We start from the raw sequence: 18,407 nt of genomic DNA on the forward strand, positions 1-18,407 counted from the left end.
CACATCAGGTCGTTCCCAGCCCCGGGAACGACCTGAACTGCGACCTACTTGGGTGCGGCAGCGCTAGGTGAGCAGCAATGCCACGGCGATCATGGCCGGCACCGCCACGATGGTGGTGATGAGCACGGTGTCCTTGGCTACGGTGATTCCCGCTTGGTAACGGTTCGCCGCCACGAACACGTTCTGTGCTGTGGGAAGCGCTGAGGTGACCACTACGGCAAACAGCGCGTGCCCGTCCATGCCCAAGGCGAAGCGCGCGAACAGGTACGCAATCAAGGGGTGGACAATCAGCTTGAATCCACTGGCCAGCAACGTATCCAACCGCCGGCCCGCGGCTTTTTGCAACGGCTTTGAGCCATTCAGGCTCATGCCGAACGACATCAGCATGGCCGGAATCGCGGCGCCACCAATGAGGTGGATAGGCTCCAAGATCAGCGTCGGGACCTGGAATCCGGTGCCTGCAACCAGGAGGCCCAGTGCCGAGCCAACGATCATGGGGTTCTTCACGATCATCAGCAGGAAGCGAAGGAACGTGGTGCGATGCGAGCTGGTGCTGGCATCGAGGGCCATGAGGTACATCGGGGTAAAGAACGCCAACTGGAAAATCAACAAGGGTGCCACATAGCTGGCGTCGCCCAGCACAAAGACAGCGATGGGAATGCCAAGGTTGGCTGAGTTTGCCAGTGAAGCGCTCATGGATGACATGAGGGCTTCCGGCAGGGCGCGCTTCAGCCAGAACTTTGCGATCAGGAAGAACAGCAGGCCCGTCGCTACTGCCCCCACGGCTGTGACCAACAAGGGTGCCGCGAAAACGTCGTGGAGTTTGGCCTTGCTCAGGGTCTCGAACAGCAGGGCCGGACTCGCCACGAAGAACGTCAGCGAGCTCAGCACGGACCGGGCGTTTTCACCCAGGATGTTCCGCCGGCCCACAAACATGCCCACCAGGATGATGGCCCACACCACGAAGAACCCGGACAGGACGCCGATCATAGCGCTGCGTGGACGGGGGTTCGTTGGGTCACGAAAGACAGCTTAGCCACAAATACGATCTGAGTAAGCGTTTTCTCAGGAGAGTTCCGTCATACGGACCAAGGAAACGCGTTCGACGTCGGCACTCACCTGAGTGCCGGCGTCGAACGTTGTTGTAAAAGCCTTAGCTAAGGTGCGCCGCGTTACTGAGTGCGTGGGGCGGGCGCATGAGCCCGGGCGTGTGGCCCTCGGCGGGGTCGTTGCCGAGCTGCAGGATCTTGTTGTCCTTGCCCACGTGGACAACCCGGGGCTCATACGTCCGGGCCTCTTCCGTGGTCATCTCCGCGTAGGTGATGAGGATGACGGTGTCGCCAACATGGACCATGTGGGCCGCCGCTCCGTTGATCCCGATCACGCCGGAACCGCGCTCGCCGGCAATCGTGTACGTCTCCAGGCGGGCGCCGTTGGTGACGTCAACAATGGAGACCAGCTCGCCGGGAAGGATGTCGGCCGCGTCCAGGAGGTCCAGGTCTACGGTGACAGAGCCGACGTAGTGAAGGTCGGCGTGGGTCACCGTTGCGCGGTGGATCTTGGACTTGAACATTGTGCGGATCATAATGCGTTCAGTTTAGCGCGGCACCCTCATCCGGCGCTGTGACGTACCAGACTCGGGCTGGTGGCCGTGTGGCCTCCTGACCTTGATTGATGGCAGGATGGCCGCGAAGCAACCGCTGCAGGTTGTTTCGCGGCCGTCCCTTTACCAAAGAGGGTCAGGAAGGTACACCGCTGACTTCATGGGCCGGCTCGTAGCGTTCAAGGGTGGTACCTGCCACCACCAGCCCACGGAGCTCCGCCAGCCCGCCGGCAACCACCCCGGCAGCGCGTGCTTGGACCAGGACATTGCCCTGCGCAGTTGCCTCGACGGGCCCGGCGATCACGGGCTTGCCGGTAGCGTCAGCAGTGAGCTGGCACAGGAGCCGGTTCTGCGAGCCGCCGCCCACAATGTGCACTGCGCCGGTGCTGCGTCCGGTGAGCCGTTCGGCGTCGGCGAGTGTCCGGGCATACCCGGCGGCGAGGCTGTCCATGATGCAACGCACGACGGCGGCAGGCCGGTCCGGGAGCACAGCACCTGTGTTGCGCACGGCTGCCCGGATGCGGTCCGGCATATTGTCGGGCGCTGTGAAAGCAGGATCATCGGCATTGATCTGCGGACCTCCGGCAGGAAGCGCAGCAGCTGAATCGAGCAGCGCCGGCAGTGCTTGACTGAAGCCTTGGGCAGCCCACGCACGCTGGCATTCGCTGAGGAGCCAGAGGCCACCGACATTGCGGAGGTAACGGATGGTGCCGTCCACGCCCCGTTCGTTGGTGAAATTGGCCTTGCGGCTCGCTTCGCTCAGCACCGGGGCGTTCAACTCCACGCCCACCAGGGACCAGGTCCCTGAGGAAATGTACGCAAAATCCTGGTCCCCGCTTGTTCCCAAAACCCGTGCGGGGACGGCCGCCACGGCCGAGGCAGTGTCGTGCGAACCCACGGCCACCACGGTGGTGTCCGAAGGCAGGCCCGTCTGTTTGAGGATCGCGGGCAACAGCGTGCCTATGGTTTCACCAGGTTGGATGAGAGGCGGGAAGATGTTCCGGGGCAATCGGAGGGCATCCAGGAAATCCGTGGCCCATTCGCCCGCGACAGCGTCAAGAAGTCCGGTGGTGGAGGCATTGGTGGCCTCAGTCCGCCGCACACCAGTCAGCAGGAAAGCGATGAGGTCCGGGATCAAGAGAGCCTGCACCCCGTCCAGGTTCTGCTCCGCCGCCAGCTGGTACAGGGTGTTGAACTGCAGGAACTGCAAACCGGTGCTGGCATACAGCTTCTCCGGCGGAATGGCTGAGTGCACCCGCTCCACTGTTGCCCGGCTGCGTTCGTCCCGGTAGCTGTACGGTTGCGCAGTGAGTTCCCCGGCTTTGTTCACCAGGCCATAGTCCACGGCCCACGTGTCGATGCCGATGCTCACAATGCGCTCGCCGTTCGTGGCTGACACGTCAGCAGCGGCCGACAGGCCCTTGAGCACCTCAGCGAACAGGGCGTTGAAGTCCCAGCGGAGGCCGCCGTCGAGCTCTACAACCCCGTTGGGAAAGCGGTGAATGGTCTCAAGCGACACCCCGGACTCAGGTGAAACGCGGCCCAACATGACGCGGCCGGAGGACGCACCGATATCGATAGCGGCGAACACCGTGTTGTGAGCGAACACCGCCCCGGCGTGTGCCGGGGCGCTGTTCGCGCTGGTTCCGTTGTTCACTGCCAGCCCTAGCGCAGGAATGCTGCCGCGACGCCGGCGTCCACGGGGATGTGGAGGCCGGTGGTGTGGGACAGTTCGTTGCTGGTGAGCACGGATGCGGCGTTGGCCACGTGTTCCGGAAGGACTTCGCGCTTGAGGAGCGTGCGCTGGGCGTAGTACTTACCCAGTTCCTGCTCATCCACGCCGTAGACTGCAGCGCGCTTGGCGCCCCAGCCGCCGGCGAAGATTCCGGATCCGCGGACCACGCCGTCGGGGTTGATGCCGTTGACGCGGACACCGTACTCGCCCAGTTCGGCGGCGAGCAGGCGGACTTGGTGGGCCTGGTCCGCCTTGGTGGCGGAGTAGGCGATGTTGTTGGGGCCGGCGAAAACGGAGTTCTTGGAGGAGATGTAGATGATGTCTCCTCCCAGGCCTTGATCGATCATCACCTTGGCAGCGGCTTTGGACACCAGGAACGAGCCCTTGGCCATGACGTTGTGCTGCAGGTCCCAGTCCTTTTCGGTGGTTTCCAGCAGCGGCTTGGAAATGGACAGGCCGGCGTTGTTGACCACCAGGTCAAGGCCGCCGAACGCGAGCACGGCTTCCTGGATGGCGGCGGCGATCTGGGCTTCGTCGGTCACGTCAGCTTGGACGCCGATGGCGACGTCGGAACCGCCCAGTTCCTCGGCAACCTTTTGCGCGTTCTCAAGGTTGAGGTCTGCAATGACGACGCAGGCGCCGTCGGATGCCAAACGGGTGGCGATCGCCTTGCCAATACCCGACGCCGCACCCGTCACCAGCGCGATGCGGGTGGCGTGCGACTTGGGCTTGGGCATCCGGGCGAGCTTGGCTTGTTCCAGCGCCCAGTACTCGATGCGGAATTTCTCGGATTCCTCGATCGGTGCGTACGTGGAGATCGCTTCGGCGCCGCGCATCACGTTGATGGCGTTGATGTAGAACTCGCCGGCCACGCGTGCGGTCTGCTTGTCCTTGCCGAACGAGAACATGCCAACACCGGGGATCAGCACGATTGCCGGGTCCGCGCCGCGCAGCGCCGGGCTGTTTTCGTCAGCGTGACGGTCGTAGTAGGCCTGGTAGTCCTCACGGTACGCGGCGTGGAGTTCCTTCAAGCGGTCGACTGCTTGTTCCAGCGGGGCGTCGGCCGGCAGGTCCAGGACCAGCGGCTTGACCTTGGTACGGAGGAAGTGGTCCGGGCAGGACGTTCCCAGAGCACCGAGGCGAGGGCGCTCTTCCGAGGCCAGGAATTCAAGGACGACGGCGTCATCACTGAAGTGCCCCAACTGCGGCTTGTCCGTGGAAGCCAGCCCGCGGATCACCGGCGCCAGGGCTGCTGCCTTCGCTTTGCGTTCGGCCTCGGGGAGGGCGCCATAGCCAGGAAGCGTGGCACCGAAGGGCTCGGACTTCCCGTTTTCCTTGATGTAAGCCTCGGCCTGGTCAATGATCCAGAGCGAGTTGGCCTCAGCCTCTTCACTCGTGGCGCCCCAGGCTGTGATGCCGTGGCCGCCCAGGATGGTGCCGATGGCCTGCGGGTTGGCTTCCTTGATCGCGGCGATGTCCAGGCCCAGCTGGAAGCCGGGACGACGCCAGGGAACCCAGACAACCCTGCTGCCGAACACCTTGGAGGTCAGTGCCTCTCCGTCCACCGCCGTCGCAATGGCGATGCCCGAGTCCGGGTGCAGGTGGTCCACGTGGGCAGCGTTCACCAGGCCGTGCATGGCGGTATCGATCGAGGGCGCAGCGCCGCCCTTGCCATGCAGGCAGTAGTCAAACGCGGCCACCATTTCGTCTTCACGCTCGACGCCGGGGTAAACATCCTTGAGTGCCTGCAGCCGGTCCAGCCGGAGTACTGCAAGGTTCTCAGCCTTCAGCGTGCCAAGGTCGCCGCCTGAACCCTTCACCCAGAGGAGCTCCACGTCCTGGCCCGTGACAGGGTCCTTCTCGGTGCCCTTGGCCGAGGTGTTGCCGCCGGCGAAGTTGGTGTTCCGCTTGTCCGCTCCGAGGCGGTTGGAACGGGAGATCAGGTCTTCAACGGTTGTGGTCGTCTCTTGCATGTTCATGCCTATGCGCCCCATCCGGCTTGCTGTCCGCCTGCGCGGTCCTCGTTGATCTTCTTCTGGTATCCGCTGGCCTTGTAGGCGGCCATGGGATCGGCGGGCAGGCCGCGGGATTCACGCCACTCGGCCAAAACCGGGCGGACATCGGTGTAGAAGGCATCGTTGAAGATGCCGTTGGCAGCCAGGACATCGCCGGCACGCTGCGCTTCGGAGAGCGCCGCTGTGTCAATGAGCAGCGCGCGGGCCGTCATTTCCTGGACGTTGAGGACCGAGCGGATCTGGCCCGGAATCTTCTCTTCCAGGTTGTGGCACTGGTCCAGCATCAGGGCGACCCCCGAATCCTTACCAAACCCGCCGCCACGGATAACCTCGTGCATGATGCGGAACAGCTGGAACGGATCAGCCGCGCCAACAATGAGGTCATCATCGGCGTAGAAGCGGGAGTTGAAGTCGAAGGAGCCCAGCTTGCCGAGGCGGAGGAGCTGCATGACGATGAACTCGATGTTGGTGCCCGGTGCATGGTGGCCGGTGTCCAGGCAGACAAATGCCTTCTCGCCCAAGGCAAGGGTCTGGGCGTAGGAGGTGCCCCAGTCCGGAACATCGGTGTGATAGAAAGCCGGCTCGAAGAACTTGTACTCCAAGACCAGTCGCTGCTGTTCGCCGAGACCCGCGTAGATCTCCTGAAGGGACTCAGCCAAGCGGTCCTGGCGGCCGCGGATGTCGTCCTGGCCCGGGTAGTTGGTGCCGTCCGCTAGCCAGATCTTCAGATCCTTGGAGCCCGTGGCATGCATGATTTCGATGCACTCAAGGTGGTGATCGATCGCACGGCGGCGCACGGTCTCGTTGGAGGAGGTCAGGGAGCCGAACTTGTACTCGTCATCCTGGAAAGTGTTGGAGTTGATGGTGCCCAGTCCAACCCCAAGCCCTGCGGCGTACTCGCGGAGGGCTGCATAGTCATCCACTTTGTCCCACGGAATGTGCAGTGCAACGGTGGGGGCCAACCCGGTGAGCTCGTGGACCTTGGCGGCGTCGGCGATCTTTTCCTGGACGGTGCGCGGGGTGCCTGGAGTGCCGAAGACCTTGAACCGGGTCCCGGAGTTTCCGTAGGCCCAGGACGGCACTTCAATGGCCAGTTCCCCTAGACGGCCCAGGGCCGATTCTGTGGTGTTCATGCTTGTTCCTTTTCGTGGGCTGGGTCTTTGTCTATGTGTGCGGTGTCGGCGGCATCTGTGACGACGCCCGCAGCAGCGAGCTGGTCCTCAAGATTGAAAACTTCTTCGACGATTTCAAAGCCCTGGTCAGGAGGAAGGTCGCTGTTCGCAAAAAGGGTGGCCATCCCGGCCTGCCAGCGGGCGTTGACCTCGGTCACCGCCATGCGGGCCTGGGCGGCCTCGTAGTCTTCGCATTCCAGGTAGCCGATCAATTGGCCGTCCGGAGCGAGGAAGAGCGAGTAGTTGTTCCACCCTGCTTTCTTCAATGCGGTCAGCATCTCCGGCCATACGGCGGCGTGGCGCTGCTTGTACTCGTCCATCAGTTCCGGCTGGACTGAAGAGCGGAAACAAACCCTCATGTGCTGATCTCCAGGGTTACTCGTCTTTGAATCGTTTCATTTGTTACGATTCAAATTACCCTCGTAAACGGGAGGGTGTCAAGGCGTTTCCAACACATTGACGTCAGCCAGCGGAGATCGGAAAGCATGTCCCAGACAGCGAGCATCAAAGACGTTGCCACCCACGCCCAGGTAGCAGTGGGAACTGTATCCAATGTGCTGAATTATCCGGATCGGGTTTCCCAAAGGACCAAGGAACGTGTCCTGAAATCCATCGCTGAACTTGGCTTTGTCCGCAATGACGCCGCCCGGCAGCTGCGAGCAGGCCAGAGCCGGACCATCGGCTTGATTGTGCTCGACGTCGGAAACCCCTTCTTCTCCTCTGTGGCTCGTGCGGCGGAAGACGCGGCGACCGCTCTAGGCAGCGTGGTGCTGCTGGGGGATAGCGGCCAGGACTCCTCACGCGAAGCGCACTACATGGACCTGTTCCAAGAGCAGCGCGTCCAAGGCCTGCTGATCTCGCCCGTGGGTGACGTGGGAGATCGGATCGATACCCTCCGTGAACGTGGCGTGCCCACTGTTCTGGTGGACGAACTTGCCGACACCGAGCGCTGCAGCTCAGTTTCCGTGGATGACCAGGAAGGCGGGTATCTGGCCGCCAAGCACCTGCTGGACACGGGCCGCCGTCGTCTGGCATTCGTTGGTACGCCCTCCATCCGCCAGGTGGCCAGCCGACTCAAGGGCGCGCAGCGTGCTGTCGGCGAAGTGCCGGACGCCAGCATTGAGGTGCTCGACTCCGAAGGGCAGACCGTCCTGACAGGTCGCAAGGTGGGGAACAAGCTGGTGGAACGCTCACCGGAAGAGCGTCCCGAAGCTGTCTTCTGCTCCAACGATCTCCTGGCACTCGGTGTCATGCAGTCGCTGACCATGCTGAGGACCGTCCGCATTCCGGAGGACATCGCCCTCATTGGCTACGACGACATCGATTTCGCCATCTCCGCGGTGGTGCCGTTGTCCTCCATCCGCCAGCCCACCGAGGCGCTGGGCCGGACCGCGATCGAGTTGCTCGCGGAGGAGCAGGAGAGCGGCGGAACCAAGCACCGTTCTGTGGTGTTCACTCCCGAGCTCGTGGTCCGCCAAAGCACTGCAGGCTCATCCAAGTGAGCCCGCACCCAAATAGGTAGCCCTAGTGCGCGTCTTGAGCGGTCAAAACGCGCACTACGGCTACGCCGTTGGGTTCCTACAAGGCGTAGATGCTCCAGGACGCCGTGTGCTGGGCGCCGGGTTCCAGCCCGATCAGGTTCGTGCCGCTGTTGAAGGCGTCCGGTGGGCACGTCATGGGCTCCACCGCCAAGCCGATGCGGTTGGGAAGGGGTGCCGGCTTGTCAGCCGTATGGATCTGCAGCCAAGGGCAGCTTTGGTCCCAGGACATTCCGACGCCGGATCTTCCGACGCCGGCGCCCGCCGGGTCCCGTAGCGACAACCGCGCAAGCCCGCCATCGAACGCTAATCCGGTGAAGGCGTGATCGATTTCAGTGCTACCGATGGCCAGCGGGGTACGGAAGTCGAAGTCGTGGCCGTCCAGGGAAACAACGCCCACGGGCAGGAGCCTGTCCGGGGTGACTTCCAGGAACGAATCAGCTGCGAACTCGAGAACCCACTCATCCAGCGGTGACGTGCCGGCCACGAGGTAAGGGTGCGGGCAAACGCCATAAGGGGCAGCGACGTCGGCGGCGTTCCGAGCTGTGACGGACGTGTGAAGCCCGGCATCGTCCAGCGTGAACCGGGCCGAAAGTTCCAGCACGAACGGGTATCCCGAGGTGGGCCCCACCGTGCATGTCAAGGTGAGTGATCCGGCGTCGGACTCTTTCGGGGCCCAATCGAGCGGGAAGGCGAGCCCGTGCAAGGCAGTAGCCCGCTCCGGTTCGTTAACGGGCAACTGGTGCTCGACACCGTCGAAGCTGTACGTGCCGTCCGCGATCCTGTTCGGCCACGGCGCGGCAATAATGCCGCGGTAGTCCGGGATGGGGCCACCCTCGGAAAACGGGACGATGAGGTCCCGGCCTTCAAACTGCAGGACGCGCAGCGCAGCCGCGCGGGCGGTGACAACTGCCGTGTAACCGCCCGCGTTCAGAGTAAATTCAGTGGTCACAGGCCGCCAGCCAATTTGTAGTAGGCCGCGTTCCAGTTGAGCTCTTTCTTGAACTGTTTGATGGTGGTGCCTTCGTCGATGGTGAGGAGTTCGGTCTTTGCGATTTCGGCGAAGTCCTCGAACACGTCCAGGCCCACCTGCGTGGACAATACCGTATGGTGTGCGGCTCCGGCAGTGAGCCACGCGGCGGCCGAAGTAGCGAAATCGGGCTTGGGCTTCCACAGCGCGCGGGCAACCGGCAAATTGGGAAGCGGCTGGTCCAGGTCGACCACATCCACCACGTTCGCGACCAAGCGGAACCGATCGCGCATGTCGGACAGTGCAACCACGATTCCCGGGCCGGCGTCGGTGTCGAACACCATGCGGACGGGATCTTCCTTGCCGCCAATTCCCAGCGGATGGATCTCCACCCGCGGCTTTTTAGCGGTGAGCGACGGGCAAACCTCCAGCATGTGCGCGCCGAGGATCTTCTCGCTCCCTGGTTCCAGGTGGTAGGTGTAGTCCTCCATCAGCGAGGCGCCACCGGGCAGGTCGCCGCCCATTACTTTGGCGGCGCGGACCAGGATGGCGGTCTTCCAGTCACCCTCGGCGCCGAAGCCGTAACCATCGGCCATGAGGCGCTGGACGGCCATGCCCGGCAGTTGACGCAGCGCGCCCAAATCCTCGAAGGACGTGGTGAACGCTGCCGATCCGTTGGCTTCCAGGAAGCTGCGGAGACCCAGTTCGATCCTGGCGCTGTAGCGGAGCGAATCGTGACGATCACCGCCTGCTTTTAGTTCATCCACTACGTCGTAAAGGCGCTCGTATTCGGCAACCAAGGCGTCGACGTCGGACTCCGCCGCGCCGTGGACAGCGTCGGCGAGCTCGTTGACGGACCAGGTGTTGACCGAGACGCCAAAGCGAAGCTCCGCTTCGGTCTTGTCGCCTTCAGTGACGGCGACATTGCGCATGTTGTCACCGAAGCGCGTCAGCTTCAGGGTGCGGACGGCGGCCCAGCCCGCCGAGGCACGCTGCCATGCACCCACCTGGCGGGCAACCTCAGGGTTGCTGACATGTCCGACGACGGTCTTCCGCGGCACGCCTAGGCGCGCTTGGATGTAGCCGAACTCGCGGTCGCCGTGGGCTGCCTGGTTGAGGTTCATGAAGTCGAAATCTATGTCAGCCCACGGAAGGTCCCGGTTGGCCTGCGTGTGCAGGTGCAGCAGCGGCTTGCGCAGGGCGTCCAGGCCCTGGATCCACATCTTGGCGGGGCTGAAGGTGTGCATCCAGGCGGTAACGCCGATGACGGAATCGTCCGAATTTGCTTCCAGTGCGGTACGGCGGATGGCGTCGGAATCGGTGAGGACCGGCTTCCACACGAGCTTGACCGGAACGTTGCTGTTGGCATTGAGGGCGTTGGCAATCTCCTGTGACTGCGCTGCTACCTGCTTGAGGACGTCCTCGCCGTAGAGGTGCTGGCTGCCGGTGAGGAACCAGACCTCGTACTGACCCAGGGAAGTATTATTTGCGGAAGTGTTGTTGGCGCTGGGCATTTTTCGTAGCTCCTGGTGCTTTTGAGTTTTCGAGTGGCTTCTTGTTGTCCGCAGTAACGGGCTGTTCGCGTTAGCGGCCGTAAACGTTTTGGTACCGGTCGTAAAGGGAATCGATCTTGGCTTGGTCGATGGGTAACGGCTCGCCGAGTTGGCGGGAAATGTGGACTGTCCGGGCTACTTCCTCGCACATGACCGCAGCCTTGACGGCGTCGCGGGGGGACTTGCCGATGGTGAAAGGGCCGTGGTTCTGCATGAGCACTGCGGGGGAGTTCGAGTTCTTCAGCGTCTCCACGATGCCCTGCCCGATGGAGTCGTCGCCGATCAGCGCAAACGGTCCCACAGGAATGGAGCCGCCGAATTCGTCACCCATCATGGTCAGCACGCAGGGAATTTCCTCGCCTCGCGCAGCCCAGGCAGTTGCGTAGGTGGAGTGTGTATGGACCACCCCGCCCACTTCCGGCATGTGGCGGTAGACGTACGCATGTGCAGCGGTATCCGATGACGGAGAGAGGTCAGGGTTGCCCCAGTCCACAGTCCCGGCGCTTCCGGTGTTAATGCCCCGAACAGGCGTGCCGAACAGGTCTGTGACCACCATGAGCTCGGGTCTGAGGTCATCGTAGGAGACGCCGGACGGCTTGATGACCATGAGATCGTGCCCGGGGATGCGGCCTGAGACGTTGCCTGCTGTCCACACCACCAATTCATAGCGGGTCAGTTCGGCGTGAAGATCACAGACCTCCCTGCGAACCTTTGCGATGGACTCCAGGAGCGCGCTCATGCGGAGGCTCCTTCCAAGGTGCTGGGCCGGGTGTCCGTGTTGGCTGAACCCTGTCGTCCCGAATCTTGCTGTCCTGAACCCTGAACCGCGGCGCGCTGGATGGCCTTGAGGCGGTGCATGACGTTGTTGGTGCCGCGGCCGAAGTAGTCGTGCAGGGTGCGGTACTCCTGGAACAGGACGTCGTAGGCGGCCACATTTTCGGGGATGGGAGTGTAGACGGCACCGGGAGCAGCGGCCATGGACGCCGCGGCTTCACGGATGTCCTTGTACTTCCCGGCAGCAACAGCGGCGTGGATTGCCGAGCCCAGCGCAGGACCCTGCTCGGATCCGATGGTGGAAAGCTGCAAACCGGTGATGTCGGCGTAGACCTGCATCAGGAACTTGTTCTTCAGGAGCCCTCCGGCCACGATGAATTCCTTGACGGGAACACCCGAATCGCGGAAGGCATCCACAATGGTGCGGGTTCCGAAGGCTGTGGCTTCCAAAAGTGCCCGGTACGTGTCCTCAGGTTTTGTGGCCAGGGTCTGGCCCACCACCACGCCGGAAAGTTCGTGGTCAACCAGCACTGAGCGGTTGCCGGAGTGCCAGTCCAAGGCGATCAGTCCGTGCTCGCCGATTGCCTGCTTTTCTGCGAGTTCGGTGAGGTATTCGTGGATGCCCAGGCCTTTGTCTTTAGCGGCCTGGTGGTATTCCGGCGGGACTCCGTTCTTGGTGAACCAACCGAAGATGTCGCCGACGCCGGACTGGCCTGCTTCGTAGCCCCACAACCCGTCCACGATGCCGCCGTCCACCACTCCACACATGCCGGGGACTTCGCGGAGGACATCTCCGTTCATGACGTGGCAGGTGGAAGTTCCCATGATCGCAACGAGCTGTCCCGGTTCAACAGCATTCGCGGCGGGCGCGCTGACGTGGGCGTCCACGTTGCCCACCGCCACTGCGATTCCCGCCGGAAGCCCGGTCCATGCCGCGGCTTCCTCGGTGAGGTAACCGGCGGCGTCGCCCAAGCGGCCGATGGTGTGTTCCAGTTTGCTGCTGACGAAGTCCTTGAAATCGGGATTGAGCGCTGTCAGGAAGTCCTCGGACGGGTACTTTCCGTCCTGGTAGATGCCCTTGTAGCCCGCCGTGCAAGCGTTGCGGACGTAGCTGCCACAAAGCTGCCAAACGATCCAGTCAGCGGCCTCAACCCAGTGGTCCATGGCGTCATAGACTTCCGGGTCCTCCTCGAGGAGCTGCAGTCCCTTGGCGAACTCCCACTCAGAAGAGATCAGCCCGCCATAACGGGGGAGCCAGGACTCCCCGCTTTCTTCGGCCAGCTTGTTGATGCGGTCCGCCTGCGGCTGGGCTGCGTGGTGACGCCACAGTTTGACGAAGGCGTGGGGACGATCCGCAAAGCGTTCCAGTTCGTTCAGCGGCGTGCCGTCCGCCGTCGTCGGGACCATGGTGCAAGCGGTGAAGTCAGTGGCGATACCCACCACGTTTCCCGGGTTGATTCCGGCGTCTGCGACGGCGGCCGGTACTGCATTGCGCAGGACGTCACGGTAGTCATTGGGCACCTGGAGGGCCCAGTCCGCGGGTAGTCGCTGGCCGCTGCCGGGGAGCTTTTCCGTCACGACGGCGTGCGGGTACTCGAACACGCCGCTACCGATCTCGGCACCATCGGATACGCGGACCACGACGGCGCGGCCGGACAAAGTGCCATAGTCCACGCCGATGACGAACTGCTCGTCCAGCGGGATGTTTTCAGAGGTTTTCATGGGGTCTCCATCCGGCTGGCCAGGGCCTCATTGCCGGGGGTCGGGGTGGAAAAGTGAAGAAGGTCTGATGCAATTGTTAGCGCTCACAACTTTGATGTCAAGAGCGAGCGGTGTGGAACCGGTGCTCATGGCGAGGGCTAGGCGGCGGGAGCCGTGGTGGAGCGGATAACCAGCCGGGGCTCCACCGTGGCGGGGGTACCGGCGGTGCCGCTCTCCAGCCGATTCAGCAAGAGGCCGATGCAACGCTGGCCGAGCTCCTCGAAGTCCTGGGCCACCGTCGTCAACGGCGGTATGAAGTAGGCCGACTCCGGTTGGTCATCAAAGCCCACCACGCTGATGTCTTCCGGCACCCGGACGCCAAGTTCGTTGAAGGCCCGGAGGACACCCAGGGCCATTTGGTCGTTGGCGACGAAGAGGGCTGTCACGGATCGGTCGGCGGCAATTTTCAGGCCTTCGCGGTACCCGCATTCGGCGCTCCAGTCGCCCTCTATCAGCGTCACCGCGTCAACCCCGGCCCTGGTCAGGGCATCGCGCCATCCTTCGATGCGGGCAGCGGCGTCAATCCAATCCGACGGCCCGGACAGGTGCCCGATCCGCTGGTGGCCCAGGTCCAGGAGATGTTCGACGGCGAGCCGGGCACCCTTTCGCTGGTCTACGGTGGCGCCTGTGAGGTGCTCATCGCCGATTGAACCGACGGCAACCAAGGGCACCTGGGCGGTGATGTCCTTGAGGACGTCAAAGGTCCCGGGGTGGGGAACAGTTACCACGATGCCGTCTACGCCCTGGTCCATGAAGTGCGCCATGGCGTCCTTGATGGTCTCCGGCGTTACGTACCGCAGCCCTGCGACGCTGACGAAATAGCCCGCTTCCCTTGCCGCCTGCTGGACTCCGAGGAGCGTGTGCGACGGCCCGTACTGTGCCATCTCACTGCCGAGCACGCCAATGGTCTGGGATCGCCGGGTAACCAGGCTTCGCGCTGCGGTGTTCCGGCGGTACCCCAACTCCGTGATGGCCTGTTCCACGCGTTCACGGGTCTTGGAGCTCACGTTGGGGTGGTTGTTCAACACCCGGGAGACAGTCTGGTGGGAAACACCTGCCACTCGGGCGACGTCCTCCATCACGGGAGGCCGGGGCGGGACGGATTGTTCAGTGCTCACCCTGTCACGATAGAGCACCGGGACGTTGGTCAGCCTTTGGCCACCATGGCAGCGTAATACCGGTACCTCGTCAGGAACTCGGGACTCCCGGCGGTATCCCGGTGAACCACCTCGATTCCGTTGAGCGGCCATCCCGGGAACCTGCCGGTGAGTAGGCCCGCAGCCTGCCGGGCTGCGCCGTCCGCCACGTATTCTCCGGGTTCGGGGACGAATACGGGCAAAGCAAAGGCTGCGGCCGCGATCTGCTGGACCGCGCTCGATTGCGCGCCGCCGCCCACCAGAATGATGCGCTGGGCTGAGACACCCTGTGCCTGCAAAGCGGCCAAGCCATCGGCCAGCGAACACAGCACGCCCTCTACTGCGGCCCGTGCCATGTTGGCGGGGGTGTAGTTGGAAACTGTGATGCCGTGCAGGGAGCCGGTGGCTTCCGGGAGATTGGGGGTCCGTTCGCCCTCGAAGTAGGGGACGAGCGTCAGCCCCTCCGCACCCTCCGGAGCGGATAGGGCCAAATCGCCGAGTTCCGTAAGGGTCACGCCCAGGAGTGCAGCTGTAGCGTCAAAGATCCGCGTCGCATTAAGGGTGCAGGCCAGCGGCAGATAGTTGCCTGTGGCGTCTGCGAAGCCTGCCACGAGCCCGCTTGCGTCAAGCGCGGGGACATCTGAAACCGCGAAGACTGTTCCTGACGTCCCTATTGAAATGACGACGTCCCCTACGGCGGCACTCACACCCAGTCCCGCTGCCGCATTGTCGCCCGCGCCCGGTCCGATCAGTGCCCCGCCAGGTGTCTTTCCCGCAGCCTCCAACGGCCCTACGACAAGTGGCAGTACAGGAACGTGGCCGAGCGTGCTGTTGAGGACCTCCGGCAGGTATTCGCCGCTGCTGGCAGAGAAGTAGCCAGTGCCGGAAGCATCGGAGCGGTCTGTGCGGAGGAGATCCAAAGCGGCGGGACTGCTTCCCGGTCCGTGTCCGGCCAAACGCCAGGACAGCCAGTCATGGGGAAGGCAAACTGCTGCTGTCCGTCGGGCATTCTCGGGTTCGTTCCGTGCCAGCCATCGAAGCTTGGTGGCCGTCAACGATGCCACTGGCACGGTTCCCGTGCGCGACGCCCAATAAGACGCTCCAACGGCGGCGTCACCATCGCCGGCCTCAAGGATCAACTCTTCCGCGTCCGGGGCCGAACGGGTGTCGTTCCACAACAACGCCGGGCGGACAACATTCCCGGACTCGTCGAGGCACACCATGCCGTGCTGTTGACCGCCGATGGATACGGCATCGACGTCGTCCAGGCCGCCGGCCTGTGCGACAGCTTCCTGGAGGGCACCCCACCAATGGTCCGGTTGGACTTCCGTGCCCTCCGGGTGGGAGGCCCGGCCCTGGCGCACCAGTTCACCAGTGACTGAATCCCGGATGACCACTTTGCAGGACTGGGTGGAGCTGTCGATCCCGGCTACGAGAGGCATGCGTTTGTTCCTTAGGGGGACCGCCGTCGGGCTGGCGAAGAGAGACTCCATGAAGAAGAGCACCTGGGCAGCCCGACGACGGGATGGCGGAGGGTGGGAGTGACCTAGCGGGCGCCGAGCAGGTGCTCGATGGCCAACTGGTTGAGGCGGACGAAGGCGAACGAGCGCTCGGCGGCCTTATCGGCGTCGAACGTGTCGAAGGCGCTGGCGTCAGCCAGCAGGTCCGCGGTGGTCTCTCCGGCGCTCAGCGTCGATTCGCCCAGTTCAAACACGCCGGAGGTGGCGAGTGCTTCCTGAACCTCGGGATCGGCGCGGAAGGCCAGGGCACGTTCCTTCAGCAGGAGGTACATGGACATGTTGGACTTGGCTGATTCCCACACGCCGTCGTAACCGTCGGTGCGGGACGGCTTGTAGTCGAAGTGCCGCGGGCCATCGTACTTGGGGCCGCCGTTGGGGAAGCCGTTCTCCAGCAGGTCCACCGTGAAGAAGGCACTGGTGAGGTCGCCGTGCCCGAAGACGAGGTCCTGATCGTACTTGATGCCGCGCTGGCCGTTGAGATCAATGTGGAAGAGCTTGCCCGCCCACAGGGCCTGTGCGATGCCGTGGGTGAAGTTCAACCCGGCCATCTGCTCGTGGCCCGTTTCCGGGTTGAGGCCCACGATGTCGCCGTGTTCCAGCTGTGCGATGAACGCAAGGCCATGGCCGACGGTGGGCAGGAAGATGTCGCCGCGGGGTTCGTTCGGCTTCGGCTCCAGGGCAATCCGAAGGCCGTAGCCCTTCTCCTTGATGTATCCGGCTGCCGTGTCCACTCCTTCCTTCATGCGGTCCAGCGCTGCGGAAAGGTCCTTGGAGCCGTCGTATTCGCTGCCTTCACGGCCGCCCCACATCACGAACGTCTCGGCGCCGAGCTCAGCAGCGAGGTCAATGTTCCGGAGGATCTTGCTCAGGGCAAAACGGCGGATCGAGCGGTCGTTCGAGGTGAATCCGCCGTCCTTGAATACCGGGTGGCTGAACAGGTTGGTAGTGACCATGGGCGTCTTCAGGCCGGTTTCGGCCAGGGCTGCCTTGAAGTTCTTCAGGATGAGGTCCCGCTCGGAAGCCGTGGCGTCAAAGGGAATCAAGTCATTGTCGTGGAACGTGATGCCGTAGGCGCCAAGCTCGCTGAGCTTGTGGACAGCTTCGACGGGATCCAGGGCCGGCCGGGTAGCGACACCGAACGGATCGGCACCGGTCCAGCCAACGGTCCAAAGGCCAAAGGTGAAGCGGTCCTGAGGGGTGGGCTGCAGGGTCATTTTTGCTCCTTTGCAAAGCACTGGGGAAGAACTGGAAGAAGTGCATTCCAATTAGTTTTCAATCTGAACTATATGGGGGATGATGGATCATGGTCAATGGAAGCCGGAAAAAACTTCAAATTTGCAGGGAGGTCCCACGCCAATGAATGAGCAAAGCGCGCCCGGGCGCGTAGGTGACGTCCGCCGTCGAAATCTTTCCTTGGTGATGGACTCCATCGCGCGGACCGGGGATGCCAAACCCAGCCGCGCGCAGTTGGCCGCCGGAACCGGGCTTACCAAGGCCGCGGTGTCCAGCCTGGTTGCCGACCTCGTCGAGTCCGGACTGGTTTCGGAAGTCGGCCTCTACCGCGACGGAGAACGGGGGCGGCCCGGCCAGGGGCTGGAACTCAGTGCGCGGCGTGGCGTGGTGGGCATGGAAATCAATGTGGACTACCTGGCTGTTGGACTCGTGGATCTGGGTGGAAACCTTCGCTTTCACTCATCCGTTGAATCCCGAAACCGGGGACTGGCGCCGGAGAAGGTCATGGAGCGCCTCGGGGACCTGGCTGCCGAAGCCATAGCCGCCGCAGCTGCCGCGGACATCTCCATTCTTGGTGGCGGCCTTGCCGTGCCCGGCCTCGTTGATGAGCAGCGCAACCTGGTGCTGTCCGCTCCCAACCTGCACTGGGAGAACGAGGAACTGAATCCGCGATCCCTGCTGGAAGACGCGCCGCTTGGCGTCAGGCTGTCCAATGAGGCCAACAGCGCCGCCCTGGGGGAGCTTTGGTATGGCGCGGGCCAGACTGACTTCCTCTATGTCTCAGGCGAAGTCGGTGTTGGCGGTGGCGTCATCATTGGTTCAGAGCTTTACATGGGCCCGGGCGGATCCGCGGGGGAGCTTGGCCATATTGTTGTGCACCCGGATGGTCCCGATTGTTCTTGCGGCGGGGCGGGATGCCTGGAAACTTTTGCCGGCCAGGAAGCCATTTTCGAGGCAGCCGGCATCCCCGAAGGCTCACTGGGTGAACGCACGGAACTGCTGCTCGCGGCTTTGGCGGCTCACGAACCACAGGCAACCCGGGCCGTCCACGACGCCGGGAGGTACCTGGGTGTGGCGCTCGCCTCTTCCGCCAGGTTGATGGACATTGAGGCTGTGGTCCTTGGCGGGCACTTTGCGGTGCTGGCCGAATGGCTGAGGCCGGCGCTGATCAGCAGTTTGGAGCGTTACGCGCCGGGCCTGCTGGACCCGGGCAACCTGACCGTTTCGGCGCTCGAGCATTCCGGAACGCTCCTCGGCGCCGCTGGCCAAGTGATCCGCTCCGTGATCGAGTCGCCGTTCGAGTTCCTGTTGGCCAGCAAGCTGGCCTAGCAGTACACCTGGCCTAGCAGTACACCTGGCCTGGCAGTACACCTGGCCTAGATGAGTAAGTCCTATTG

15 protein-coding genes are annotated in these 18,407 nt (G+C 63.4%); 2 read left to right on the plus strand and 13 right to left on the minus strand.

Translation table 11 applies throughout. The annotated features are described in order from the left end of the window. Positions 1-63 precede the first annotated feature (63 nt). From ACLRGI_RS20460 to ACLRGI_RS20485, 6 genes are all read right to left on the minus strand, one after another. The gene (locus ACLRGI_RS20460; RefSeq protein WP_419203297.1) at positions 64-990 is read right to left on the minus strand and encodes an AEC family transporter; all 927 of its coding nucleotides are present in this window, start codon (positions 988-990) and stop codon (positions 64-66) included. 163 nt (positions 991-1,153) lie between these two features. Continuing rightward, positions 1,154-1,585 (minus strand): aspartate 1-decarboxylase, encoded by a 432-nt coding sequence (gene panD / locus ACLRGI_RS20465; RefSeq protein WP_178995752.1) that lies wholly within the window; start codon positions 1,583-1,585, stop codon positions 1,154-1,156. A gap of 154 nt (positions 1,586-1,739) precedes the next feature. Further along, positions 1,740-3,260 carry a rhamnulokinase gene (locus ACLRGI_RS20470; RefSeq protein WP_419203298.1) on the minus strand — a complete coding sequence of 507 codons (1,521 nt, stop codon included), beginning with the start codon at positions 3,258-3,260 and terminating at the stop codon, positions 1,740-1,742. Between the two features lie 8 nt (positions 3,261-3,268). After that, on the minus strand, positions 3,269-5,311 hold the full coding sequence (locus ACLRGI_RS20475; RefSeq protein ID WP_419203299.1) for a bifunctional aldolase/short-chain dehydrogenase: 2,043 nt from the start codon (positions 5,309-5,311) through the stop codon (positions 3,269-3,271). Between the two features lie 8 nt (positions 5,312-5,319). After that, positions 5,320-6,486, minus strand: coding sequence for an L-rhamnose isomerase (gene rhaI, locus ACLRGI_RS20480; protein WP_419203300.1), 1,167 nt, complete (start codon positions 6,484-6,486; stop codon positions 5,320-5,322). Continuing rightward, positions 6,483-6,884: an L-rhamnose mutarotase gene (locus ACLRGI_RS20485; protein WP_419203301.1), complete on the minus strand. Its 402-nt coding sequence runs from the start codon at positions 6,882-6,884 to the stop codon at positions 6,483-6,485. The genes rhaI and ACLRGI_RS20485 overlap by 4 nt, the downstream gene beginning before the upstream one ends. Before the next feature lie 126 nt (positions 6,885-7,010). On the opposite strand from ACLRGI_RS20485, the gene ACLRGI_RS20490 reads away from it, so the two are divergent. Then, positions 7,011-8,027, plus strand: coding sequence for a LacI family DNA-binding transcriptional regulator (locus ACLRGI_RS20490; protein ID WP_419203302.1), 1,017 nt, complete (start codon positions 7,011-7,013; stop codon positions 8,025-8,027). Positions 8,028-8,103: 76 nt separating this feature from the next. Here the strand turns inward: ACLRGI_RS20490 and ACLRGI_RS20495 are convergent, their stop codons facing one another. The 7 genes from ACLRGI_RS20495 to xylA form a co-directional block, all read right to left on the minus strand. Continuing rightward, entirely contained in the window at positions 8,104-9,015 is a 912-nt protein-coding gene (locus ACLRGI_RS20495) for an aldose 1-epimerase family protein (protein WP_419203303.1), read from the minus strand. Continuing rightward, positions 9,012-10,547: an L-arabinose isomerase gene (araA, locus tag ACLRGI_RS20500; RefSeq protein WP_419203304.1), complete on the minus strand. Its 1,536-nt coding sequence runs from the start codon at positions 10,545-10,547 to the stop codon at positions 9,012-9,014. Before araA ends, ACLRGI_RS20495 begins: the two co-directional genes overlap by 4 nt. 70 nt (positions 10,548-10,617) lie before the next feature. Next, the gene (locus tag ACLRGI_RS20505) at positions 10,618-11,325 is read right to left on the minus strand and encodes an L-ribulose-5-phosphate 4-epimerase (protein ID WP_419203305.1); all 708 of its coding nucleotides are present in this window, start codon (positions 11,323-11,325) and stop codon (positions 10,618-10,620) included. Further along, positions 11,322-13,082: a ribulokinase gene (araB, locus tag ACLRGI_RS20510; RefSeq protein WP_419203306.1), complete on the minus strand. Its 1,761-nt coding sequence runs from the start codon at positions 13,080-13,082 to the stop codon at positions 11,322-11,324. The genes ACLRGI_RS20505 and araB overlap by 4 nt, the downstream gene beginning before the upstream one ends. Before the next feature lie 137 nt (positions 13,083-13,219). Continuing rightward, entirely contained in the window at positions 13,220-14,200 is a 981-nt protein-coding gene (locus ACLRGI_RS20515; RefSeq protein ID WP_419203311.1) for a LacI family DNA-binding transcriptional regulator, read from the minus strand. A 68-nt stretch (positions 14,201-14,268) separates the two neighbouring features. Next, positions 14,269-15,699 carry a xylulokinase gene (locus tag ACLRGI_RS20520; protein ID WP_419203307.1) on the minus strand — a complete coding sequence of 477 codons (1,431 nt, stop codon included), beginning with the start codon at positions 15,697-15,699 and terminating at the stop codon, positions 14,269-14,271. A gap of 104 nt (positions 15,700-15,803) precedes the next feature. Beyond that, positions 15,804-16,991, minus strand: coding sequence for a xylose isomerase (gene xylA / locus ACLRGI_RS20525; RefSeq protein ID WP_419203308.1), 1,188 nt, complete (start codon positions 16,989-16,991; stop codon positions 15,804-15,806). 82 nt (positions 16,992-17,073) lie between these two features. Here xylA and ACLRGI_RS20530 point away from each other — a divergent pair, with 82 nt between their 5' ends. Continuing rightward, the gene (locus tag ACLRGI_RS20530; protein ID WP_419203312.1) at positions 17,074-18,339 is read left to right on the plus strand and encodes an ROK family transcriptional regulator; all 1,266 of its coding nucleotides are present in this window, start codon (positions 17,074-17,076) and stop codon (positions 18,337-18,339) included. The last annotated feature ends 68 nt before the right edge of the window (positions 18,340-18,407 follow it).

The sequence above is a fragment of the Paenarthrobacter sp. PPS72 genome (assembly GCF_048537125.1).
GTDB classification, from domain to species: domain Bacteria; phylum Actinomycetota; class Actinomycetes; order Actinomycetales; family Micrococcaceae; genus Arthrobacter; species Arthrobacter nitroguajacolicus_E.